22 protein-coding genes are annotated in these 22,840 nt (G+C 63.2%); 8 read left to right on the forward strand and 14 right to left on the reverse strand.

Features of this window, described 5'->3' with window-relative positions; all coding sequences use genetic code 11:
- Positions 1-40: 40 nt before the first annotated feature.
- The 4 genes from BC360_RS23785 (at position 41) to BC360_RS23800 (ending at position 5,102) form a co-directional block, all read left to right on the forward strand.
- Positions 41-1,156, forward strand: a complete 1,116-nt coding sequence (locus tag BC360_RS23785) for a sn-glycerol-3-phosphate import ATP-binding protein UgpC (RefSeq protein WP_065797112.1) — start codon at positions 41-43, stop codon at positions 1,154-1,156.
- Complete coding sequence (locus tag BC360_RS23790) at positions 1,153-2,145, forward strand: endonuclease/exonuclease/phosphatase family protein (protein WP_065797113.1); 993 nt, start codon at positions 1,153-1,155, stop codon at positions 2,143-2,145. Before BC360_RS23785 ends, BC360_RS23790 begins: the two co-directional genes overlap by 4 nt.
- Positions 2,146-2,434: 289 nt before the next feature.
- Positions 2,435-3,382 (forward strand): glutathione synthase, encoded by a 948-nt coding sequence (gene gshB / locus BC360_RS23795; RefSeq protein ID WP_065783206.1) that lies wholly within the window; start codon positions 2,435-2,437, stop codon positions 3,380-3,382.
- Between the two features lie 187 nt (positions 3,383-3,569).
- Positions 3,570-5,102, forward strand: coding sequence for a YifB family Mg chelatase-like AAA ATPase (locus tag BC360_RS23800; protein WP_065797114.1), 1,533 nt, complete (start codon positions 3,570-3,572; stop codon positions 5,100-5,102).
- 90 nt (positions 5,103-5,192) lie between these two features.
- Here BC360_RS23800 and cysK read toward each other — a convergent pair whose 3' ends face one another.
- Together cysK and BC360_RS23810 are read right to left on the reverse strand one after the other, a co-directional pair.
- On the reverse strand, positions 5,193-6,161 hold the full coding sequence (gene cysK, locus BC360_RS23805) for a cysteine synthase A (protein WP_065797115.1): 969 nt from the start codon (positions 6,159-6,161) through the stop codon (positions 5,193-5,195).
- Positions 6,162-6,299: 138 nt separating this feature from the next.
- Positions 6,300-6,917 (reverse strand): LysE family translocator, encoded by a 618-nt coding sequence (locus BC360_RS23810; protein WP_065797116.1) that lies wholly within the window; start codon positions 6,915-6,917, stop codon positions 6,300-6,302.
- Between the two features lie 272 nt (positions 6,918-7,189).
- Here BC360_RS23810 and BC360_RS23815 point away from each other — a divergent pair, with 272 nt between their 5' ends.
- Complete coding sequence (locus BC360_RS23815; RefSeq protein WP_065797117.1) at positions 7,190-7,822, forward strand: LysE family translocator; 633 nt, start codon at positions 7,190-7,192, stop codon at positions 7,820-7,822.
- A 75-nt stretch (positions 7,823-7,897) separates the two neighbouring features.
- Here the strand turns inward: BC360_RS23815 and BC360_RS23820 are convergent, their stop codons facing one another.
- Entirely contained in the window at positions 7,898-8,203 is a 306-nt protein-coding gene (locus BC360_RS23820; protein ID WP_065797118.1) for an NIPSNAP family protein, read from the reverse strand.
- A complete protein-coding gene (locus BC360_RS23825) occupies positions 8,200-9,114 on the reverse strand; it encodes a DMT family transporter (RefSeq protein WP_065797119.1) in 915 nt (304 codons plus the stop codon). Before BC360_RS23825 ends, BC360_RS23820 begins: the two co-directional genes overlap by 4 nt.
- A 133-nt stretch (positions 9,115-9,247) precedes the next feature.
- Between BC360_RS23825 and BC360_RS23830 the strand changes: the two genes are divergently transcribed.
- On the forward strand, positions 9,248-9,685 hold the full coding sequence (locus tag BC360_RS23830; RefSeq protein WP_065783213.1) for an Lrp/AsnC family transcriptional regulator: 438 nt from the start codon (positions 9,248-9,250) through the stop codon (positions 9,683-9,685).
- Positions 9,686-9,748: 63 nt separating this feature from the next.
- Here BC360_RS23830 and dut read toward each other — a convergent pair whose 3' ends face one another.
- Positions 9,749-10,216 carry a dUTP diphosphatase gene (gene dut, locus BC360_RS23835; RefSeq protein ID WP_139110172.1) on the reverse strand — a complete coding sequence of 156 codons (468 nt, stop codon included), beginning with the start codon at positions 10,214-10,216 and terminating at the stop codon, positions 9,749-9,751.
- Positions 10,217-10,312: 96 nt separating this feature from the next.
- Between dut and BC360_RS23840 the strand changes: the two genes are divergently transcribed.
- Positions 10,313-11,896, forward strand: coding sequence for a peptide chain release factor 3 (locus BC360_RS23840; RefSeq protein ID WP_065797120.1), 1,584 nt, complete (start codon positions 10,313-10,315; stop codon positions 11,894-11,896).
- A 59-nt stretch (positions 11,897-11,955) separates the two neighbouring features.
- Here BC360_RS23840 and BC360_RS23845 read toward each other — a convergent pair whose 3' ends face one another.
- From BC360_RS23845 to BC360_RS23860, 4 genes are all read right to left on the reverse strand, one after another.
- Positions 11,956-12,324, reverse strand: coding sequence for a hypothetical protein (locus BC360_RS23845; protein WP_139110173.1), 369 nt, complete (start codon positions 12,322-12,324; stop codon positions 11,956-11,958).
- 157 nt (positions 12,325-12,481) lie between these two features.
- Complete coding sequence (locus BC360_RS23850) at positions 12,482-13,210, reverse strand: B3/4 domain-containing protein (RefSeq protein ID WP_065797122.1); 729 nt, start codon at positions 13,208-13,210, stop codon at positions 12,482-12,484.
- Positions 13,211-13,244: 34 nt separating this feature from the next.
- On the reverse strand, positions 13,245-14,147 hold the full coding sequence (locus tag BC360_RS23855) for a DMT family transporter (protein WP_065797123.1): 903 nt from the start codon (positions 14,145-14,147) through the stop codon (positions 13,245-13,247).
- Positions 14,148-14,327: 180 nt separating this feature from the next.
- A complete protein-coding gene (locus tag BC360_RS23860; RefSeq protein WP_065797124.1) occupies positions 14,328-15,140 on the reverse strand; it encodes an AraC family transcriptional regulator in 813 nt (270 codons plus the stop codon).
- Positions 15,141-15,372: 232 nt separating this feature from the next.
- Between BC360_RS23860 and BC360_RS23865 the strand changes: the two genes are divergently transcribed.
- The gene (locus BC360_RS23865; protein WP_065797125.1) at positions 15,373-16,077 is read left to right on the forward strand and encodes a DUF2268 domain-containing putative Zn-dependent protease; all 705 of its coding nucleotides are present in this window, start codon (positions 15,373-15,375) and stop codon (positions 16,075-16,077) included.
- Positions 16,078-16,083: 6 nt separating this feature from the next.
- On the opposite strand, the gene BC360_RS23870 is transcribed toward BC360_RS23865, so the two are convergent.
- The 5 genes from BC360_RS23870 to BC360_RS23890 form a co-directional block, all read right to left on the reverse strand.
- On the reverse strand, positions 16,084-16,488 hold the full coding sequence (locus BC360_RS23870) for a GFA family protein (protein ID WP_065797126.1): 405 nt from the start codon (positions 16,486-16,488) through the stop codon (positions 16,084-16,086).
- 115 nt (positions 16,489-16,603) lie between these two features.
- A complete protein-coding gene (gene iolB / locus BC360_RS23875; RefSeq protein ID WP_065797127.1) occupies positions 16,604-17,404 on the reverse strand; it encodes a 5-deoxy-glucuronate isomerase in 801 nt (266 codons plus the stop codon).
- Positions 17,405-17,718: 314 nt separating this feature from the next.
- A complete protein-coding gene (iolE, locus tag BC360_RS23880) occupies positions 17,719-18,618 on the reverse strand; it encodes a myo-inosose-2 dehydratase (RefSeq protein WP_065797128.1) in 900 nt (299 codons plus the stop codon).
- Positions 18,619-18,863: 245 nt separating this feature from the next.
- On the reverse strand, positions 18,864-20,717 hold the full coding sequence (gene iolD, locus BC360_RS23885; RefSeq protein ID WP_065797129.1) for a 3D-(3,5/4)-trihydroxycyclohexane-1,2-dione acylhydrolase (decyclizing): 1,854 nt from the start codon (positions 20,715-20,717) through the stop codon (positions 18,864-18,866).
- A gap of 87 nt (positions 20,718-20,804) precedes the next feature.
- The gene (locus BC360_RS23890) at positions 20,805-22,742 is read right to left on the reverse strand and encodes a bifunctional 5-dehydro-2-deoxygluconokinase/5-dehydro-2-deoxyphosphogluconate aldolase (RefSeq protein ID WP_065797130.1); all 1,938 of its coding nucleotides are present in this window, start codon (positions 22,740-22,742) and stop codon (positions 20,805-20,807) included.
- Positions 22,743-22,840: the final 98 nt, after the last annotated feature.

Below are 22,840 nucleotides of genomic sequence, written 5' to 3' on the forward strand. Positions count from 1 at the left end.
TCGCCGCTCCCTCAAACGCAATTTACCAACGGAGGCAGCCATGGCGGCCATCACCATCGCCGAGGTCTCGAAAATCTATACCGGCAATGTCGAAGCGGTGAAGTCCGTCTCGATCGATATCGAAGACGGCGAATTCATCGTGCTGGTCGGCCCGTCCGGCTGCGGCAAGTCCACGCTCCTGCGCATGGTCGCCGGCCTCGAATCTATCTCGAAGGGGACGGTGAAGATCGGCCCGCGCATCATCAACGAGGTCGACCCGGCCGAGCGCGATATCGCCATGGTCTTCCAGAACTATGCGCTCTATCCGCATATGACGGTCTACCAGAACCTCGCCTACGGCCTGAAGAACCGCAAGACGCCGAAGGCCGAGATCGACGCCCGCGTCGCGGAAGCGGCGCGCATGCTGGAGATCGGGCCCTATCTCGACCGCAAGCCGCGCGCGCTTTCCGGTGGCCAGCGGCAGCGCGTGGCCATGGGCCGCGCCATCGTGCGCAAGCCGGCCGCCTTCCTCTTCGACGAGCCGCTGTCCAACCTTGATGCCAAGCTGCGCGTCTCCATGCGCGGCGAGATCAAGCGGCTGCAGAAGCGCCTCGGCACCACATCGCTCTACGTCACCCACGACCAGCTCGAGGCGATGACGCTGGCCGACCGGCTCGTGGTGCTGAACGGTGGCCGGATCGAGCAGATCGGTCGCCCGCTCGATGTCTACCATCGTCCGGCCTCCACCTTTGTTGCCAGCTTCATCGGCTCGCCGGCCATGAACCTGATCAAGGGCCGCATCGATGGCACGCGCCTCAATGTCGGCACCTACATGATCGAGCTTGGCGAGCGTGCTCCGGTCGAAGGGCCGGTTACCGTCGGTCTGCGCGCCGAGGATCTGCGGCTTGCCGGCGTCGGCGAGGACGCGATGCTGTTCCAGGTCGACTATGTCGAGGAGCTCGGGGCGCAACGCCTCGTCCACGGCACCATCGAAGATCAGGCACTGACGGTGGCGCTTTCTCCCGAAATCCCCTTGTCCGGCGATCTCGCCGTGACGATCGCGACCGACCGCCTGCATTTCTTCTCGACCGAGAACGGCAAGCGACTGGAGCGCGGCGCGTCTTTCGCCACTATTGATGAAAGCGCTCGCCCCCTCGGCCTGGAGCCGGCACTATGATCGAAAAGTCTGTCAGCATCCTCTCCGTGCCGTCGCAGGAAACCCGCGCCGGTTTCACGACGATCGAACGTTCGATCGCTGCCCATGACGCCGTGATGGCGGCGCTTCCCGAGATGAACAGCATCGAGATCGGCGGCGAGCCGTCATCGAACGAGCCGCTTGCCTTCCCGTTTGCCGTCGCCGCCTGGAACCTGGAACGCTGCCTGTTTGCGCCGGAAAGCGCCACGCACCTGGCGGCAACCGCCGCGCCGGTCGTGCTGCTTTCGGAAATGGACAATGGCATGGCCCGCACTGGCCAACGCCACCCGACCGCCGAGGTCGCAGCCACGCTTCGGATGCAATACGCCTACGGCGTCGAGTTCATCGAGCTTGGCCTCGGCTCCGATACGGAACTGGAATTCTGCAAGGACGATGTCAACGAGAAGGGCTTCCACGGCAATGCCGTGATGGCCAAAGTAGCGCTCAGCCAGCCGTTCATGATCCGCCTCTGGGGCGAGCGGCTCTGGTTCATGGATGGCGGCGACCAGCCGCGCGTCGGCGAGCGTTTTGCCATCGGTGCCCTGATCGAGACGGAAGCGGGGCCCTTCGTCGCCGTTTCCACCCATCTCGAAAGCGCGACGACGGCGCCCTATCGCGAGCGCCAGGTCAAGGAACTCATCGATGCGCTCGATGAAGCCTTCCCGGCCATGCCTGTTCTGATCGGCGGCGATCTCAACACCGGCAACCATGCCGGCGGTGACTTCGAGGCGGAAGGGCTGTTCGCCATGAGTGCCGCGCGCGGCTTCACCCGCCATGGCGGACCGATCGAGCTGATGACGACCCGACCAAGCCTGATCACGCGCTGGCCGGAGCGGGCGATGAAGCTCGACTGGTTCCTCACGCGCGGGCTGAAGATCGGCGAAAGCCGGATCATTCCATCGCTCGACGCGACCGGTCGTCCGCTCTCCGACCACGATCTCATCACCTGCACGGTCGAGGGTTTTGAATAGGCCGGCCCCTCTCCTTGCCTAAGGCGCGCCCGCACTCTACATGTTGCGGGCTTTTCTACAGCGCCGCGCGGCTTGTCAGACGCGCAAAGGTCGCCGTAGCACTTTGAATTGCTGCATGTTTTTATCCTTAAATCGGATAGGATTTAAGGAAACATGCAGTAGAGCGGGATGAGGAAAAGTGCGCGCGGTTTTCCGCCCATATTCCGCTCGAACGTATTAAAATCGATCATGTTGATGATTCTGGGTCGATCGACCCAAAATCATGAACTGATCCAACAGGGACGGGAAGATGGCGAAAATCGTCAATGTCGGGGTCCAGATGGACCATGTTTCGGGCATCAACATCGCGGGTGATTCCACCTTCGCGATGAGTCTCGAGGCGCAGACACGCGGCTATCGCCTCTTCCACTACACGCCCGAGAAGCTGTCCTTGCGTGACGGCAAGGTTTTCGCGACAGCGCAGCAGATGACACTGCGCGACGTCAAGGGCGATCACTTCACGCTCGGCGAGCCGGAGCGGCTGGATCTTTCGACCATGGACGTGATCATGCTGCGTCAGGACCCGCCCTTCGACATGGCCTACATCACCTCGACGCATCTGCTCGAGCGCCTGCATCCGAAGACGTTGGTGGTCAACGACCCGGCCTGGGTGCGCAACTCGCCGGAAAAGATCTTCGTCACCGAATTTGCCGATCTGATGCCGAAGACGCTGATTACCCGCGATGCCGCCGAGATCGCGCGTTTCCGTGAGGAAATGGGCGACATCATCCTGAAGCCGCTCTACGGCAATGGCGGCGCCGGCGTATTCCACTCCACGCGCGACGACCGCAACCTGTCGTCGCTGCTTGAAATGTTCGGCCAGATGTTCCGCGAACCCTTCATCGCGCAGGAATATTTGCCGGCGGTGCGCAAGGGCGACAAGCGCATCCTGCTCGTCGACGGCGAGCCGGTCGGCGCCATCAACCGCGTGCCGGCCGAAGATGACGCCCGCTCCAACATGCATGCCGGCGGCCGGCCGGAGCCGACCGAACTGACGGCGCGCGAGAAGGAAATCTGCGCCCGCATCGCCCCGGCGCTGAAGGAACGCGGCTTCCTCTTCGTCGGCATCGATGTCATCGGCGACTACATGACCGAGATCAATGTGACGTCGCCGACCGGCATCCGCGAGGTCAAGAAATTCGGCGGCGCCGACGTCGCCAGCCTGCTGTGGGACGCGATCGAGCGCAAGCGCGCCTAAGGCACAGCGATGGGTTGCGATCCGGTTCTCCCGTTGCCGGGCTTCGGAGACTGATAGCAACCGATCGCCTGCGACGGCGATGTTCTATTATTGTTCTTGTTTTTGTGCGTGATCCGTGCAAGATTTTTCGCTGCAACCGAGAGGGGTTGCGGCGGCACGGCGGGCCGCCCTGGTCGAAGAGGCGGTCATGGTTGCGCGTGTCAGTACGGTTGCATTCCAGGGGATAGAGGGTGTCCCGGTCGACGTCCAGGTCATGGTCGCGCCCGGACGGGTCGGCATGCAGATCGTCGGCCTGCCTGACAAGGCGGTCGCCGAGAGCCGCGAGCGTGTGCAGGCCGCCCTTCATGCGTCAGGCCTGGCGCTGCCGGCCAAGAAAGTCACCGTCAATCTCGCGCCCGCGGATCTGCCGAAGGAAGGCAGCCATTTCGATCTGGCAATCGCCCTCGGTTTGATGGCCGCGCTCGGCGCCATTCCCGGCGATGCGCTGAACGGCTATGTCGTGATCGGCGAGCTCAATCTCGACGGCACGGTCGCGGCCGTCGCCGGCGCGCTGCCGGCGGCAATCGGCGCCAACGCGCTCGGAAAAGGGCTGATCTGCCCGGCCGAAAGCGGGCCGGAGGCAGCCTGGGCCGGTGCCGAGATCGATATTCTCGCACCCCGCAGCCTGATCGCCATCGCCAATCATTTCAGAGGGACGCAGGTTCTCTCCCGGCCGGAACCGGCCATTCGTGCCGGTGCTGCCGATCTGCCTGATCTCGCCGATATCAAGGGACAGGAAAGCGCCAAGCGGGCGCTCGAAGTCGCGGCCGCCGGCAACCACAATCTGCTGATGGTCGGTCCGCCGGGCTCGGGAAAATCGATGCTGGCGGCGCGCCTGCCGTCGATCCTGCCGCCGTTGACTCCGGCCGAGCTGCTCGAAGTTTCAATGATCCACTCGATTGCCGGGCAACTGCCGGGCGGCAAGCTGTCCGACCGGCGGCCATTCCGCACCCCGCATCATTCCGCCACCATGGCGGCGATGATTGGCGGCGGTGTGCGGGCAAAGCCAGGCGAGGCATCGCTTGCCCATAACGGCGTCCTGTTTCTCGACGAGTTTCCGGAGTTCTCGCCACAGGTGCTCGATGCGCTGCGTCAGCCGCTGGAAACGGCCGAATGCATCATCGCCCGTGCCAATCATCGGGTCAGCTATCCCGCCGCGATCCAACTGGTGGCGGCCATGAACCCGTGCCGCTGCGGCATGGCGGGCGAGCCCGGCCGCACCTGCGCCCGTGGCCCGCGCTGCCTGACCGATTACCAGGCCCGCATCTCCGGTCCGCTGATGGACCGGATCGATCTGCGCATCGACGTGCCGGCCGTCAGCGCCGCGGACCTGATCCGGCCGATGGCGGCAGAAGCAAGTGCTGCGGTGGCAAGACGTGTCGCCCGCGCCCGCGAATTGCAGATCGATCGGTTTATGGCGCTCGGCAGTCGCGAACCGGCCAGCAACGCCCGCTGCTCGACGGCGATGATCGAGCGGATCGCCGAGCCCGACGCATCGGGACTGCAATTGCTGCGGGACGCTGCGGAGAAGCTGAAGTTTTCAGCACGCGGCTATCACCGGGTGCTGAAGGTTGCGCGAACGCTTGCCGATCTCGACGGAGCCGCAACCGTCGGCCGGCTGCATCTCGCCGAAGCGATCTCCTACCGCATCGCCGGCGAACGCCTGCAGGCGGCCGCATAGCGCTCGTCTGAAGTGGGTCTGGCTAATTGATGGGCAGAACAGAAGGGCGCCAATGACGCCCTTCCGACAATTTGCGGAGGTGGCGGCTACTTACGCACCAAGCCCTTCGAAAAGAACCGTCGAGAGGTACCGTTCGGCAAAGGACGGGATGATGACGACGATGTTCTTGCCGGCGTTTTCCGGTCGCTGGCCGACCTCGATGGCGGCAGTGAGCGCTGCACCCGAGGAAATGCCGACCGGCACGCCTTCGAGCCTGGCGACGAGCCGGGCGATCTCGACGGACTCGCCGCTGTTGACGGTCACGATCTCGTCGTAGATGCCGGTGTCGAGGATCGCGGGCGCGAAGCCGGCGCCGATGCCCTGGATCTTGTGCGGGCCGGGATTTCCGCCCGAAAGCACCGGCGATTCCTCCGGCTCGACCGCGATCACCTTGATCGACGGCTTGCGTGCCTTCAGCACTTGGCCAGCGCCGGTGATGGTGCCGCCGGTGCCGATGCCCGAGACGAGAATGTCGACGCTGCCGTCGGTGTCGTTCCAGATTTCCTCGGCCGTCGTCTTGCGATGGATTTCCGGGTTTGCCGGGTTTTCGAACTGCTGCGGAATGATCGCGTCGGGCAGGGTGTCGACCAGTTCCTGTGCCTTGGCGATGGCGCCCTTCATGCCCTTGGCGCCTTCGGTCAGCACCAACTCGGCGCCGAGCAACGCCAGCATCTTGCGGCGCTCGACCGACATGGTTTCCGGCATGGTGAGGATCAGCTTGTAGCCCTTGGCAGCGGCGACGAAGGCAAGCGCAATGCCCGTGTTGCCCGAGGTCGGCTCGACCAGCGTGGTGCGGCCGGGTACGATCTTGCCCTGCGCTTCCAGGGCTTCAATCATGGCAACGCCGATACGATCCTTGACCGAGGCGATCGGGTTGAAGAATTCGAGCTTGGCGAGAAGGTTGGCCTTGACGCCCTTCTCCTTGGCAAGCTTGTCCAGCCGCACGATGGGAGTGTCGCCGATCGTTTCCGTGATCGAGGAATAGACGCGGCCGCGGCCGGGCTTGCGCGTGTCAGGCATTAAGTTTCTCCCTTGGATTTGAACCGTTTGGTTGTGACAATAGGGACAATGCCCGTTCTATTCCAGAACGGTAAACGCGACGCGACGATCCGCCGGAGGAAAAACCACCGGCGCAGGCGCTGTCCGGGGAATGTTTTTTCAGGCGGCGCGGGTGGCGATATAGGCGGCGGTACCGGCGAGCACGCCTGCGGCGACGCGGTTCAGCGCCTGCAACGCCTTCGGCTGTTTGAGCAGCGTGCGCGCCCGTGCCGCAAGCAAGATATAGGGCAGGAGCACGGTCAGCAGCACGAGGAATGTGGCCATCAGCAACAGTGCGTATTCGCGCGGCCCGATCGCGGCGATGTTGATCAGCGTCGGCACGAGCGCCACGTAAAACAGCATCGTCTTGGGATTGCCGAGCGTGACCAGCAGGCCCGAAAGAAACGACATTGACGCGTTTGTCGACGTCTTCGCCTTGATGTCCTGCGGCAGGAGGCCAGCCGTCCAGAGCTTCCAGGCGATGTAGCCGAGATAGAGCACGCCGGCGAACTTGACGATCAGGAAAACGGTGGTGAAGGTCTGGGCGATCAGCGCCAGGCCGAGCACCACGGCGGTCAGGTAAACCATGTCGCCGAGGATCAGGCCGAGACCCATGAAGAATGTCTCGCGAAAGCCGGAGCCGAGCGCCCGCGCGACGAGGGCGGTGACGCCGGGACCGGGAATGATGGCTGCGATGAAGAGAGCGCCGCTATAGGCAAGCAGGGCTGCAAGCGTCATGATCGTTCCTCCCGGTGGCGACGCCGTTCTTAGCGCAGAGGGTCTGAAATGGAAATCCGGATCGTCATGCAGGCGGCAATTTCGCGATAAAATTGATCGGGTGACAAGTCTGGCATTGCCCGGAACCGGCAGATGCGTAGAGCTCTGCTGCATGTTTGCGTAAATCCTAGCCGATTTAAGCAAACATGCAGCAATTCAAAGCGTTACAGCGACCTTTGCGCGTCTGATAGGACGCGTGGCGCTGTAGGAAATCCGCAACAAAGGCGCGCGTCATGCCCGAGATACAAAACCTCATTGGCTTTGCCCTCATTGCCCTCGGCATGGTGCTGACGCCCGGGCCGAACATGATCTATCTGATTTCCCGCTCGATCAGTCAGGGACCGGCTGCGGGGCTGATCTCGCTCGGCGGCGTCGCGCTCGGTTTCGTCGTCTACATGGTCTCGGCGGCGCTCGGCATCACCGCGCTGCTGTTTGCAGTGCCTTTTGCCTACGATGCTTTGCGCCTGGCCGGTGCCGGCTATCTCGTCTATCTCGCCTGGCAGGCGGTCAGGCCCGGCGGCCGCTCGCCCTTCCAGGTCAAGAACCTGCCGAAGGACGGCCCGCGCAAGCTGTTCCTGATGGGCTTCCTCACCAGCCTCTTGAACCCCAAGGTCGCCGTGCTCTATCTCTCACTCTTGCCGCAGTTCATCCGTCCTGAGGCGGGCAACGTGCTGGCGCAGTCGATGATCTTCGGCTCGATCCAGATCGCCACCAGTGTCTCGGTCAACGCCATGATCGCGCTGGCGGCAAGCTCGATTGCCGCCTTCCTGGCCGGGCGTCCCTTGTTCATGGTGGTGCAGCGCTGGGCCATGGGCACGGCCCTTTTCGGCTTTGCCCTCAGCATGGCTGCGGAAGCGCGCCGCTGAGGGAGCATGCCACTATTAGGCTTCAGGCGCGTCGCTGTCTATGGCGGCTGCCGCGCGCCACGCGGCATGGTGTTCCTACTCGAACACCGGCCGCATGAAGCTGCGTTCGTAGCTGACGATGCAGCGCGTCTTTTCGGCAAAGGCGAAGGCCTCCAGGCATTCCGGGTCCTTGGCCATTTTCTCGCGATAGATCTCGTATTCGGCCAGGCTCGGAAAGGTGAAGAGCGCCAGCGCGATGTTGTTGGCGCCCTCGTGCGGCATAAAATAGCCGTGATGGGTGCCGCCGAGCCGATTGACGAGCGGAATCCAGAGCTTGGCGTAATGTTCGAACTCGGCCAGCTTGTAGGGGTCGATGACGTATTTCAGATAGCAGGTGATCATGCGGTTCTCCCTTCGCGTCTCCGCTTGATAGGCGAGGGCAGGCGAAGTTTCCAGCCGAGATTCATGCCGGCCGCGGCGAGCAGAATGGCGATCGAGCCGAAGATCTGAATCGGCTGCAGCGCATGGCCGAAGGCCAGCCGGTCGACGACGATGGCGGCGATCGGATAGATGAAGGACAAAGCCCCGGTCATGTGTGTCGGCAGCCGCTGGATCGCGCCGTAGAGCAGCACATACATGATGCCCGTATGAATGACGCCGACGGCGATCAGGATCGACCATTGTTCGGCGCCGGAAGGGGCGGCGGCGGCAAAGGCCATCGGCGCCAGCATCAGCGTGCCGGTGACCACCTGGATCAGCGCGATCAGGTGTGGCGGCGTTCCCCTGAGCAACTTGGTCAACAGGGCCGCGATCGCATAGAAGAAGGCGGCGCCGATCGCAAGGGCGATGCCGATCAGATAATCCTGCGGCGCAAACCCGCCGCCGGGCTTAGCCGAGATGATCGCCAGCATGCCGGCAAAGGAGATCGAAAGCCAGAAGACCTTGGTCGTGGTGATCTTTTCGCCGAGGAATAGCGCGCCGAGCCCCAAAAGCATGAACGGCTGGGTGTTGTAGACCATCGTCGCGATCGAGATCGAGGCATGCGAATAGGCGGCAAACAGCAGCAACCAGTTGACGACGATGGCGATACCGCCGGCAATCGACAGGAGCACGGCCCGCCGGGTGAAATGGCGCCGGTCGAGCAGACCGAGCATGGCCGCGATCGCGACCAGCGTCACTGCGCCGAACACGCAGCGCCAGAAGACGACGCTCGTCACCGGCTGGCCCGACATCAGCACGAACCAGCCGATCGTGCCCGATATCAGCATGGCCGCCGTCATCTCGGCACTGCCTCGTTTAATGTCTGCGCCCATGGCGATCGCTCCTCGGTTGATGGCCCAAGATTAATCGGCGTCCGCGGCGGTTTATACGGAAGATCGCAGGCATTTTTGCTATTATTCCTAATCGTAGAAGATAGTTTCGATGTTTTGGCTTATGAGGCTGCCGATGCTCGATGAACTCGATCGCCGCATTCTGGATATTTTGGCGGCAAATGCGCGTGTCTCGCTGAAGGAACTGGCGCAGGAGGCGGGCCTCTCGTCGCCAAGCGCTGCCGACCGCCTGCGCAAGCTTGAAGAGCGCGGCGTCCTCGACGGTTTCACCATCGCCATCAATCCGGTGAAGCTCGGTTATCCCCTGCAGGCGATCATCCGCGTGCGGCCGATGCCGGGCATGCTGCATATCGTCGAGAAATTGATTCAGGAGACGCCGGAGATCGTCGAATGCGACAAGGTTACCGGTGACGATTGCTTCATCGCCAAGCTGTTCGTGCGTGACATGGGGCAGCTGGACACGTTGCTCGATCGCATCGCCGAGAAGGCGCAGACCAATACGTCGATCGTCAAGTCGACGCCGGTCAAGCGGCGCTTGCCACCGCTTATCTGATCGTAAGAGCAATTCCAGGAAAAGTGCGCAGCGGTTTTCCGTCCGGGATTGCGTAATTCCAGATCAGACGCCGGTCGAGCCGAAGCCGCCGGCGCCGCGTATGGTCTCGCTGGCGCTGTCGGCCTCGCGAACGCTCACCTGCGTCACCGGCGCGATCACCATCTGCGCAATGCGCATGCCGCGCTCGATGACGAAGTCCTCGTCGCCGAGATTGATCAGCAGAACCTTTACTTCGCCGCGATAATCGCTGTCGATCGTGCCCGGGGTGTTGAGGCAGGTGATGCCATGTTTGAAGGCTAGGCCGGAGCGCGGGCGGATCTGTGCCTCGTAACCGGCCGGAATCTCGAAAATGAAGCCGGTCGGAACCAGTGCCCGTTTTCCCGGCGCAAGGGTCATCGGCTCGCCGGCTGCCACGGCTGCGCGCAGGTCCATGCCGGCGGCGCCCTCTGTCTCATAGGCCGGCAGGTCCAATGCCTCGGCATGTGGCAGCCGAATGAGGGTCAAGGCGGGTTTTGTCTGGGGCGTGTGCATGGTCATCCATTCATAAGCCGGGCGCTGCTTGTACCGGTCAATTGCATAATGAGGGCCGAGCCTGTAAAGACGCCGCAACTCACAGGATTCTACGATATGGCCGAAAGTCTCGCCGAGGCGGTCTCCCGCCGCCGCACATTTGCGATCATCGCCCACCCGGACGCGGGTAAGACCACGCTCACCGAAAAGCTGCTGCTGTTCGGCGGCGCCATCCAGCTCGCCGGCGAAGTCAAGGCCAAGAAGGATCGCATCCAGACCCGTTCGGACTGGATGAAGATCGAGCGCGAGCGCGGCATCTCGGTCGTCACCTCGGTGATGACCTTCGAGTATGGCGGCAACGTCTTCAACATTCTTGATACGCCCGGTCACGAAGACTTCGCCGACGATACCTACCGCACGCTGACGGCGGTCGATGCCGCAGTCATGGTCATCGACGCCGCCAAGGGCATCGAGCCGCGGACGCTGAAGCTGTTCGAAGTCTGCCGCATGCGCGACATTCCGATCATCACCTTCGTCAACAAGATGGACCGCGAGAGCCGCGATCCCTTCGAGATCCTCGACGAGGTCGAGGAAAAGCTGGCGCTCGATTGCGCGCCGGTGACCTGGCCGATCGGCCGTTCGAAGACCTTCTGCGGTTCCTATCATCTCGCCGACAACACCGTGCGCGGCGCCGACACGCAGGAGGTGCTGACCAAGGTCAGCGACCCGGAAATGGCGGCCCACCGCCTGCCGGAGAACGAGCGCGACGCCTTCATCGAGGAAACGTCACTGGCGATCGAGGCCTGCAAACCGTTCGACAAGAAAGCCTTTCTCGAAGGTCACCTGACCCCGGTCTTCTTCGGCTCGGCCCTGCGCAACTTCGGTGTGCGCGACCTGATCAATGCGCTCGGCGAGATCGCCCCGCCGCCGCGCGACCAGGTTGCCGACAGCAGAACCGTGCATGCGACCGACGACAAGATGACCGCCTTCGTCTTCAAGATCCAGGCGAACATGGACCCGAACCACCGCGACCGTATCGCCTTTGCGCGCGTCTGCTCCGGCAAGCTGGAGCGGGGCATGAAGGCGCGGCTTTCGCGTACCGGCAAGCAGCTGGGTCTGAGCGCTCCGCAGTTCTTCTTCGCCTCGCAGCGCCAGCTGGCCGATACGGCCTATGCCGGCGACGTCGTCGGCATCCCGAACCACGGCACATTGCGCATTGGCGACACGCTGACCGAAGGTGAAAATCTCGTCTTCCAGGGTGTGCCGAACTTCTCGCCGGAAATCCTGCGCCGCGTGCGTCTGGAAGATGCGATGAAGGCCAAGAAGCTGAAGGAAGCCCTGCAGCAGATGGCGGAAGAGGGCGTCGTGCAGCTGTTCTCGCCGGAAGACGGCTCGCCGGCGATCGTCGGCGTGGTCGGCGCGCTGCAGCTCGACGTTCTGAAGGAGCGCCTGCAGGCGGAATACGGCCTGCCGGTGTCCTTCGAAATGTCGCGCTTCTCCGTCTGCCGCTGGATTTCGGCCGACCAGCCTGCTGACCTCGACAAGTTCGTCACCGCCCGTCGCGGCGATATCGCCCGCGATCTCGACGGCGACCCGGTGTTCCTGGCGCAGGACAGCTTCTCGCTACGCTACGAAGCAGAGCGCTATCCGGCGATCAAGATGGTGGCGATCAAGGAGTACCACGTCGCCAAGGCGGCGTGAGAAGGCGGCGTGAGCCATGACAATGTCAGCCGGCGGCGCGCCGGCTGACTGTTGGCCGATCAGAAGGCCGACATGCGCAGCGCCAGCACCAGCTGCGTCACCCTGAGGGTTACGAAGGCGTAGATCGCCAGCAGCAGAATCTGCAGCGCCAGATGCCGACGCACCTTCGATAGCCTGTGCAGACCGTCAGCCAGATTGAGTAGAAACAGGGCGATGCCGATGGCGGAGACGATGTAACCCGCCACGGCAGTGTTCGGCAGGCCCTTGATCTCGAGGCTGCGGCCGTTCTCGATCGCATGCATGCCGGCGGCGATCACCAAGGTTGCGACCACCAGATTGCGCACGTGGCGAAAGATCTCTTCGAGCCCGCCATTGTCGAACAGCATTCGCCGCGCCAGGCCGAGTTTTGATCGTGTGCCGTCTGTCATCACTACCTCTTGTGCACCGCATAATCCTTAAATCGGGATCGATTTAGAGGCGGAACTATGCGGCAAATTTAAAGGGCCACAGCGTCGCGCGCCATGTCTGCCGCGCGACGCTGTGGCCTGCCGAGAGGCTGGGATAGTATGTCCGCTTGGCCCAGGGTCAAAGACTTTCGGTGCGAGCTGCATGTTCATGTGCCACAAAGACAAAGCGCGGCGCCGATCGGCTGATGAGCGCTGATGCCGGGCGAACATGCCAGGTGGCGCCGATGGCTTCCTCCAGTGCAGCAACGAGCTCGGCCACATCGGCCGAGGCGGTTTCATGCAGCGCCCCCGAGACGATGAGCGCCGAGGTGGTCTGCGGGCGGATCGCCGAATGGCCGCTTTGCCGGTTCGTCCAGCGGCGCGCATGGGCGCGTCCCTCCGCGTCGCGAAAGATCACTTCATCCGGCTCGGGGTGTTCCGTTTCGCCGGAGAAGGTCGCGTAGACCTCGTGTCCGCCCGCACGGGTCACTTCGAGATCGCCGGAGATGCGCGAAAGGTCGAAGACGGCAATGGGGATGGCAAAGGCGAGCGACACCGCATTGCAAAGGTCGATCAGCGGATGGATCGACGGCAGGTCGCCTTCTTTCCTGAACCGGCGCAGCAAGGCTTCCGATGCGCAGCGGTACTGCGTCGGTTTCAATCCCATCCTGGCGAAGGTTCGGCGCCATGCCTGAATTTCCGCAAGCTCGCCTTCCGGGCTTGCTGCGAGAACATCCCTGGCAATGGCCTGAAACCGGTCAACCGTGTCGGCGACCGAAACGTCACCGCGGATGCCCTCGACATGGAGCGCGCCGGCCGCAAGCTCGGGAAAATCGCGCCAGATGCTGTCTGAATGCTGGAAGTGCATGGGATGCCTCGAAATGGAGGGGATGACGACGTCGTCAGATCTGGGTTTGACCGGCAGTCTTTGACCAGAAATGCGGCATGGCAAGACTGAGGACGGCGACAAGTATGCAGCCGATACCGGCGAGCTGGTTGATGCTGATGGGTTCGCCGAGCAGGACGAAGGCCAGCAGCACGGCGGAGACGGGCGCAAGCGCGGTGAAGACCGAGGCTTCCGTTCCGCTCACCCTGGCCGAGCCCGCGTACCAGAGTATGAAGCCGGCGACGGTCGGGACCAGGGCATAATAAAGCACGGCCGCCAGCGACTGCATCGTGACGTCTTGCATCGAGGGGGCCTCGACGAGAGCGGGCACGATGGCCACGGCAACGCCCATGCCGGCCATGATGGTGGAGAGCGCCAGAGGAGCGATCGGCGTTCGGATGCGCTTGTTGATCAGGATGAACAGCCCTTCGCAGATCACCGCACCGAAGACGAGTGCGATGCCGAGCGACGAATGGGGCGCACCGTCGTCGGGCCGCAGCACGATGGTCAAAACGCCTGTTGCGGCCAGCCCGATCGCAATCAGGGTCGAGCGGTCGGGCCGTTCACCGAGCAGCAGGATGGCGATACCGGCGGAGACGACGGGGAGAGTGCCGATGACGACGCCGGCATCCGTTGCCGAACTGAAGCGCAGACCGGCAATCAGAAGCGTCGTGTAACCGACGCTGCCGGCGCCTGCCTGCAGCGTGAGGATCAGCCAGTCGCGCCGTTCAAGCCGTGGCCAAGGCGTTCGCGTCAGTCGCATCAAGGCGAAGAACAGCGGAAAGGCGATCGCGAAGCGCAAGGCGGTTGCGGCAAAGGGCGGCAGGCCCGAGGCGATCAATTTGCTGGCGATCACCGTGCTGCCGACCATGATCATCGCCAGTGAGAGATAGAGGTATCCCTGAATTTTTTCCGTCATGCGGTCACTCCTGCGTTGGCGCGCAACAGACCTCATTCCGGCCTTTCGGTCTTGAACGGAATTGCAGTCGTCAATGCAGGTTGCGCAAAAGTGTGAAGCGGATTTTCGATAAAGAAATGTGTAAGAACAATAGCTTAAAAGGCAAAAGACGATCTTGAATGATCGCGACGCGCTTTCAGGTCAGTGGAATGCTTCGGCGTAGGCGCCCGGCGAAATGCCATACTTGCGCACGAAGATCCGGGTCATGTGACTCTGGTCGGCAAACCCACCTTCCGCCGCCGCTTCGGCGAGCGGGACGCCACGCGCAATCAGCCGTCGCGCAAGGTCGATGCGGCGTTGCACGAGGTAGGCATGCGGCGTCAGCCCGAAGCTTTTCGAAAAACCGCGCACCACCTGAAACCGGCTGAGGCCCGCCGCCCGAGCAAGGTCGGACAGGGTGACAGCTGCGGTCGGATCGTCGTCGATCAGACTTTGCGCTCTGTGCATCGCTGACGGCACATGTCCGCCATGCGTTTGCCCGTCATGCGCGCGCATGACATCGGCAAGCAGCGTCAGGACGCACGCCTCGCCGTGCATCCCGCTCCGATCGCCATCGGGTGCGGTGATCGTGCCGAAGAGAGCCTGAAAGTGCTTCGACATTCGCACATCATGGAAGACGGGCGCAGTGAATTCCGCAATCCGCGTCCTGCCCTGGCTGATGTCCTCCATGGCGTCGCCGATCACGGAAGGCTCGAAATAGAGCATCCGCCAGGACCGTCCGGCATCGCCGATCGGCGTGCCGTCATGGACCTCGCCGGGGTTGACCGTGATCATGTCGCCGGCGCCGGCTTCCACCATGCCGCGACCGCTCAGCGATTTCTGGGCGCCCTGATGGATGAGGCCGATGCCGAATTGCTCGTGCGTGTGGCGTGCGAACACGTGCCCCGACGCGGCCTCAACCGCTTCGACGCCGCCAAGGCGGCAGGGGAATATCGTGAACCGGCCCTTTGCCATCGCCTCGCCTGTCCGGACACTGGTGGCCCGTCGGATGTTTCTGCTCTCTCTTACAACGGTCGCGGCTTTCCGGCCATGGGCATCGAGGACACGACCTGTCACGCAAGCATTCCTTGGGGTGCGACAAAGGGCGCTCGCATGGGCTGATGCTTTCGTCCGTCCGGCGTTGCAATCGGTGGCCGTATGCTTAAATTCCGGCGTCGATTGACGATGACGACCGGAGATCTGCCGAATGCTGGACCTGCGCGTTCACTTCCTCGAAGCCGATGGATCACTTGCACCGTGGCGTGAACAAATTCTCGCCGACGTGCAGTCGACGGCAGAGCGTGTCGGTGGCAGCGTTTCCGCAGCCGACGGGGCTACGCCCGTCGACGTCATCGTCGAGCGTCGGCCGGGTGAAACAATCCCTGAGCTTGGGTTGTCGGGGGCCTGCTACCGCCGTGGGCTCGTGACGGTCACGCTGGATCCGGACAACCTCAACTTCGACACCAGCCTCGCCAGGGGCGAGCTGCGAAGGACGCTCACGCACGAACTTCACCATTCTTTCCGCCACGCGACGTGCGGTTATGGTTTCAGGCTGGGAGAAGTCTTGGTCACCGAGGGGCTGGCCGACGCATTCGATGCGGAGATCAATGGTGGCGATGGCAATCCGTGGAACCATGCCATCGCTGCCGAAGATTGGTTGGGGGTTATCGAGCAAGCCGAGCTGGAACTTTGGGCTGATGCTTATAACCACAGCGCCTGGTTCTTCGGTCGGAACAGCCCTGGCAACCAGCTTCCGCGCTGGGCCGGCTATTCCATAGGCTATCATCTGGTCAAAACCTATTTCGCGGTGAACCCCGACGCCCGTCCGTCGCAGATGACGGGAACCCCGGCGCCCGAGGTGATCGGCCAGGCCTGGGCACGTCTGAAAGCCAGGATAACGGCCGCAGCCTAACGGGATTTAATCCCTGTCGTGACCGGGCAGCGCGCCGACGTCGCTGATCCAAGGCAGGGCGGAAGAGCGCCAGATCTGTGATTTCGGCGCAAGCTCGCGGCGCTGGTTAATCGTGCCAAGGCGGATGCCGACCTCCTCGGCATCCTCGTCCGTGCCGGTGGTGTAAACAGGCGAACCGCAATTCGGGCAGAAGAACTGCAGGCGCTTGCGGCCGTTCTCCGCTGTCTTGATGTAAAGTTTTGGCTCGCCGCCGGTCAGCCGCAAATTCTTGCGCGCAGTGGCCGCCGTCACCCGGTAGGCCGATCCCGTCAGTCGTTGGCAATCGGTGCAGTGGCAGACGGAAACATCGTCCGGATCGATGTCCGCCTCATAGGTCACGAAGCCGCAATGGCATTGTCCGTCGATCCGCATGGCACAGCCTCCCTGAGAGGCCGTAAAATAGGGCGGTCGGACGCATCCGTCCATCGATGATTCAACCGATTGGCGCACACCCAAGGTCCTGGCGGCCGGGTGCGCGGTATCGCTTCTAAACGCCGGTAAACAGCCACTCGTGTTCGCGGGCGTTGTGAAATTTCCACACCCGCTTCGGCCCGGCCATGACGTTGAGGTAGTAGACGTCGTAGCCATGCACGGCGGCAACCGGGTGATACCCCTTCGGCACCAGCGTCACGTCGCCGTCTTCCACCGCCATGGTCTCGTCCAGCGAACGATCGTCGGTGTAGACGCGCTGCATGGCAAAACCCTGCGGCGGGTTCAGGCGGTGATAATAGGTCTCTTCCAGGTAGCTCTCATCAGGCAAGTCATCCTGGTCATGCTTGTGCGGCGGATAGGAGGAGGTGTGCCCGCCGGGCGTGATCACTTCGACCACCAGCAGCGACTGGGCGGAGCTGTCGTCCTCGGGCATGATGTTGGTGACATAGCGGGTGTTGGTGCCCTTGCCGCGGGTCATCTGCGGGTGCGTCCCCGGCCGGATCACCTTGGCCTTGAAACCTTCGCCGCCGGGGGCCGAGCAGATCGCAAGGTCGAGATCGGTCGTCGCAGTCGCCTGCCAGCGGCTGCCTTTCGGCACGTAGACGGCATAAGGTTGCCCCTCGAACGGCGTCATACGCTCGCCGAGCTCGCCGAAATCCTCGCCATCGACCGAAACCTTCGCCTTGCCTGAAACCAGCACAAGGCAGATTTCCTTGTCGCCGGCCTCACCCGCCGTTTTTTCGCCCGGCTTCAGCCGATTGAGCGCGAAGCCAACATAGGTCCATCCGGCACTTTCCGGCGTGACGTTCTGCATCAGCCCGGAGGCACCCTTGGGTTTGACGAGCAGTTTGGACATCGATGGTCTCCTGATTTTTTTCCGGGGCGCCGAGAGCGTGGCCTGCCCCTCACCCTAACCCTCTCCCCGCTTGCGGGGAGAGGGGACTGTGGAGTTTGCTGAACCCAATCCGCCTCAAATCATGGGGCAGGGCGTTACAGCGCCGCGCGTCTATTTAGACGCGCAAAGGTCGCTGTAACACTTTGAGTTGCTGCATAATTCCTTAAATCGATTCCGATTTAAGGAATTATGCAGTAGCCGCATATCCCTTCCCCCCGCAAGCGGGGAGAAGGTGGCGGCAGCCGGATGAGGGGCCGCCAACGGTCGATAGGCGCTTACTTATCGAGCCCGGCTTCCCTGGCAAACGCCTTCAGCGATTTCAGCCCCAGCGACTGGTACTCGAAGGGATTGCGCACGGCCGAATCCTGTTCCGCCTCGATCACCAGCCAGCCATCGTAGTTGTGCTCGGCGGCGATTTTCAGGACGGGGAGGAAATCGACGCCGCCTTCGTTATCGCCTGGGACGGTGAAGACGCCGCGGCGCACGCCTTCAAGAAAGGAGAGGCCCTCACCCTCGACGACCTTGCGCACCGCGGTGCGCACGTTCTTGCAATGGATATGGCGGACGCGGTGCATGTATTTCTTCGCGACTTCGGCCGGGTCGGAACCGCCGAACCAGGCATGGCCGGTGTCGAGCAAAAGTTTGGTCGCCGGACCGGTGTTCTGCATCAACAGGTCGATTTCCGCGCCGGTCTGGACGATCGTGCCCATGTGGTGATGGTAGACGAGATCGATGCCCTGATCGGCGCAATATTGCGCAATCGCTTCGAGGTCGGCGCCGAATTTCTTCCACTGGTCCGCCGGCAGCACCGGCTTGTCGTTGGCCACCGATTTCGCGTCGTCGCCATGGATGGCATTCGAGGTTTCGCAGACGATCGCCACCTTGCAGCCATTGTGCTTCAGGAGGTCGAGATGCGGCTGGATCGCCTTCTTCTCGGCTTCGACGTCATGAGTGAGCAGGTTGGTCGAGTGCCAGCCGGAGACGAAGACGAGGTCGTAGGAGGCGAGCTTTGCCTTCAGCGCTTCCGGATCGCTCGGCATCTTGTGGCCCTTCTCGATGCCGTCGAAGCCGATCTTCTGGCAATCGGAGAGGCAATCCTCGAGCGTCAGATGCGCGCCGATCGAATGATCGTCGTCGTTGCTCCAGGCGATCGGATTGGTTCCGTAGCGGATCATGTCTTTCACTTTCTCTTGCGTCGTCCGCTTGGGGCGGAAGGTTTGTTGTGTCCTACTCGTGCGGCAAGGGGGGGCGACCAAGGCCCCTCATCCGGCTGCCGCCACCTTCTCCCCGCTTACGGGGAGAAGGGATGTGCCGCGCCCTGCGAAATCCCCTCTCCCCGCTCGCGGGGAGAGGGCTAGGGTGAGGGGCTCGTTCGCAGAAAAGCGCCTGCGACGGATCGCAGGCGCCGGATTGCTTGTTGTCAGCCGAAGCGCTGGCAGGTCAGGGCCTTTTCGTAGCCCTTGCGGGCCTCGTTGACTTCCTTTCGTCCCGAAACCTCGGGGACGGCGACATCCCACCAATGACCGCCCTCGTCGGTGGTAACAAGCGGATCGGTGTCGATGACGATCACCGTCGTGCGGGCTTCGCCGGCCGTTTCCTTCAGCGCCGATTCCAGCTCGGAAATCGAGCCGACCTTGCGGGTGAGCGCGCCCATCGCCGCGGCGTGCGCGGCGAAATCGATTGCCGGCAGTTCGACATGATGCGTGTCGCGCAGGAGGTTGTTGAAGTTGGCGCCGCCGGTTGCCATCTGCAGCCGGTTGATGCAGCCGTAGCCGGCATTGTCGAGCAGGACGATGGTGATCTTGGCGCCGAGCATGATCGACGAGGCGATCTCGGAGTTCAGCATCATGTAGCTGCCGTCGCCGACCATGACGATGACGTCGCTGTCAGGACGGGCGAGCTTGGCGCCGAGGCCGCCGGCGACTTCGTAACCCATGGTCGAGAAGCCGTATTCCATGTGGTAGCCGCCGGGCGTCTCCGCCTGCCAGAGCTTGTGCAGCTCGCCGGGCAGCCCGCCCGCGGCGCAGACGAGGACCGTCTCGGCTCCGCCGCGCGCACGCTGCACGGCGCCGATCACCTGCGCGTCCGACGGCAGCGCCGCATTGGTCGTCGCCGTTGCCTTGTCGGCGGCCTTCAGCCACTCGGCCTTGCCGGCCCTGGCCTTGTCGGTCCAGGCGGCATCGACCTTGTGATTGCCGAGGCCGGCGGAAATCCGTTCGAGACCGATGCGCGCGTCCGCCACCAGCGGCAGCGCCTCATGCTTGGCCGCATCGAACGGCTGGACATTGAGGCCGACGATCTTCAGCCCCTCGTTCTTGAACAGCGCCCAGGAGCCGGTGGTGAAATCCTGCAGCCGCGAGCCGACGGCGAGCACCACATCGGCCGCTTCCGCCAGCTGGTTGGAGGCAGACGTGCCGGTCACGCCGACCGAGCCCATGTTGAGCGGATGGCTGTGCGGCAGGGAGGACTTGCCGGCCTGGGTCTCGACAACGGGAATGCCATGCTTTTCCGCAAAGGCGGCCAGCGCCTTGCTGGCTTCCGAATAGAGCACGCCGCCGCCGGCAATGATCACCGGCTTCTTGGCCGCCTTCACCGCCGCGATCGCTGCCGCCAGTTCGTCGGTATCGGGCTCGATGCGGCGCGAAGACCAGACCTTCTCGTCGAAGAAGGCTTCCGGATAGTCATAGGCTTCCGCCTGCACGTCCTGGCAAAGCGAGAGCGTAACCGGGCCGCAATCGGCCGGATCCGTCAAAACCTGCATGGCCCGACGCAGCGCCGGGATGATCTGTTCCGGCCGGGTGATGCGGTCGAAATAGCGCGAGACCGGACGGAAGCAGTCATTGGCCGAGATCGTGCCGTCGGCAAAACCTTCCACCTGCTGCAGCACCGGATCGGGCCTTCTGTTGGCGAAGACATCGCCGGGCAGGAACAGCACCGGCAGGCGGTTGACGTGGGCAAGGGCTGCCGATGTCACCATGTTGAGGGCGCCCGGGCCGATCGAGGTGGTGCAGGCCATGAAGCGGCGGCGGAAGCTCGCCTTGGCAAAGGCGATCGCGGCATTGGCCATGCCCTGCTCGTTCTGCCCGCGGTAGGTCGGCAGCGTGTCCTTGATGCCGTGCAACGCCTCGCCGACGCCGGCGACGTTGCCGTGGCCGAAAATAGCAAAGACGCCGCCGAAGATCGGCACCTTGTTGCCGTCGATGACGGTCATCTGGCGGGTCAGGAACCGCGCCACGGCCTGTGCCATGGTCAGGCGCACGGTCTTCTGGCTCATAGTCTGTTTCCTCCTCGTGGCGAAATCATCCCGTTTCGCCCACTGCATATTTCCTTAGATCGGATTCGGGCCAACAACCCGCCAATCCTATGCCGCCTTGGTTGCGCCCAGCTGCAGCCAGAGATCCACCAGCGCCTTGAATTTTCCTGCCATGTCGGCGATCGCCTGCTCGTCGGTCATGGTGCCGCCGAGCCAGGCCTTGCTGGCATCGGCAAAGATCGTGCGGCCAACGGCAAAACCCTTCACCGTCTTCGACGTGCGGGCCGCCGCAAAACCGTCCTTCAGCGCCTCATAGGGCGCTTCGAGGCCGAGCAGCACGACACCACGGCAGAGCGGATCGCGCTGTTCGATGACGGCATCGATTGCCGTCCAGGCGCCACGACTTGCCTGCGGCTCGAGCTTCCACCAGTCGGGCTTGAGGCCGGCGTCGTAAAGCTCGTTGAGCGCGCGCGGGATGGTCTGGTCGTCGAGTTTGCCGTGTTTGCCGGCGATGATCTCGATCAGGATCTCGCGGCCGACCTTACGCGCCGCCTCGAAGGCCGAACGGAGCTTGGCAACCTGCGTCGCCTTCATCTCGGCCGGGTCGTCCGGATGGTAGAAGGACAGCACCTTGATGCAGTGGTCGACGGGCCAGTCGATCAGGCGGCTGCCGAGATCCTGGCTGAACTCGAACTGCAGCGGCCGCGAGCCCGGAAGCTCGATCGGCTTGCCGATCCAGAAGTCGCGGTGGGCGCCGGCGGCATAAAGCGCGTCCCGGCCGTATTTGTCGTCAATCAGCATGCCGAAGCCGGAGCGGCCGGCGGCCACCTGCGCGGCGGCCTTGACCGCCAGCACCTTGAAGGCCGGGATGCGGGCAAGCAGTTCCGGGTTGCCGGCAGCCGCATCTTCCAGCTGGCTGCGGTGATCGATCGCCAGTGCCATGAGAAGCGGGATCTCGCGACGACGGGTGGTCGCCCAATGTACGTGGTTGATCGCTTCGTCCTTGCGCAGCGCCCGCTCCTTGCTGCCTTTTTCCAGGAAGAACTGCAGTTCGGTCCAGGTCGGGATTTCCGGCGCGCAGAGCAGCCGGGAAACGGCAAAGGCGCCGCAGGCGTTCGCCCAGGTGGCCGAGGTCGCGTGCGGTTCGTTCTTCAGCCAGCCGCGCAGGAAACCGGACATGAAGGCGTCGCCGGCACCGAGCACGTTGTAGACTTCGATCGGAAAACCCTTGCCGACGATGCCGTCCTCGAGATTGTCGGAGATCGGGCCGTCATAGACGATGCAGCCCATCGGGCCGCGCTTCAACACGATCGTCGCCTGCGACAGCGCCCGGATCGTCTTCAGCGCCTGCAGCAGGTCGCTTTCGCCCGATGCGATCAGCACCTCCTCCTCCGTGCCGACGATCAGGTCGCAGTCTGCAAGAACGGTCTTGAGGTGAGCCGAGACGCGGTCGGAAGCGATGTAGCGGCTTTCGCCGGCGTCATGACCGGCCAGACCCCAGAGGTTCGGGCGATAGTCGATGTCGAAGACGATCTTCGCGCCATTTTCCTTGGCAAGGCGCATCGCCTTGCGCTGGGCCGCATCGGTGTTCGGCTTGGAAAAGTGCGTGCCGGAAACCAGGATCGCCCGTGCCGAGCGAATGAACTCCTCCGAAACGTCGTCTTCGCATAGCGCATTGTCGGCGCAGTTGTCGCGGTAGAACAGGAGCGGGAAGGATTTGTCGTTCTCGACCGCGAGGATGGCAAGCGCCGTCAGGCGCTCCGGGTCGGTGACCATGCCGCGGGTTTCAACGCCCTCGCGGGTCAATTGCTCACGGATGAAACGGCCCATCTGCTCGTCGCCGACGCGGGTTAAAAGCGCCGACTTCAGCCCGAGGCGCGCCGTGCCGACGGAGATGTTGCAAGGGCAGCCGCCGACCGATTTGGCAAAGCTCGCCACGTCCTCGAGCCGGGTGCCGATCTGCTGGCCGTAAAGGTCGACCGAGGCCCGGCCTATGGTAATGAGGTCGAGCGGCTTTGCTCCCTGTGACGAAACGTTCTGGCTCACTGCTTCCTCCCCGCGGACGCCTTTGCGGCCCCGATCATTCTCGTTCTGTGGGTGATGCAGACATGAAACATAAATTCCGACACTTCGTCAATATGGAA

This window comes from Ensifer sp. LC163 (assembly GCF_001695855.1).
GTDB lineage: Bacteria > Pseudomonadota > Alphaproteobacteria > Rhizobiales > Rhizobiaceae > Ensifer.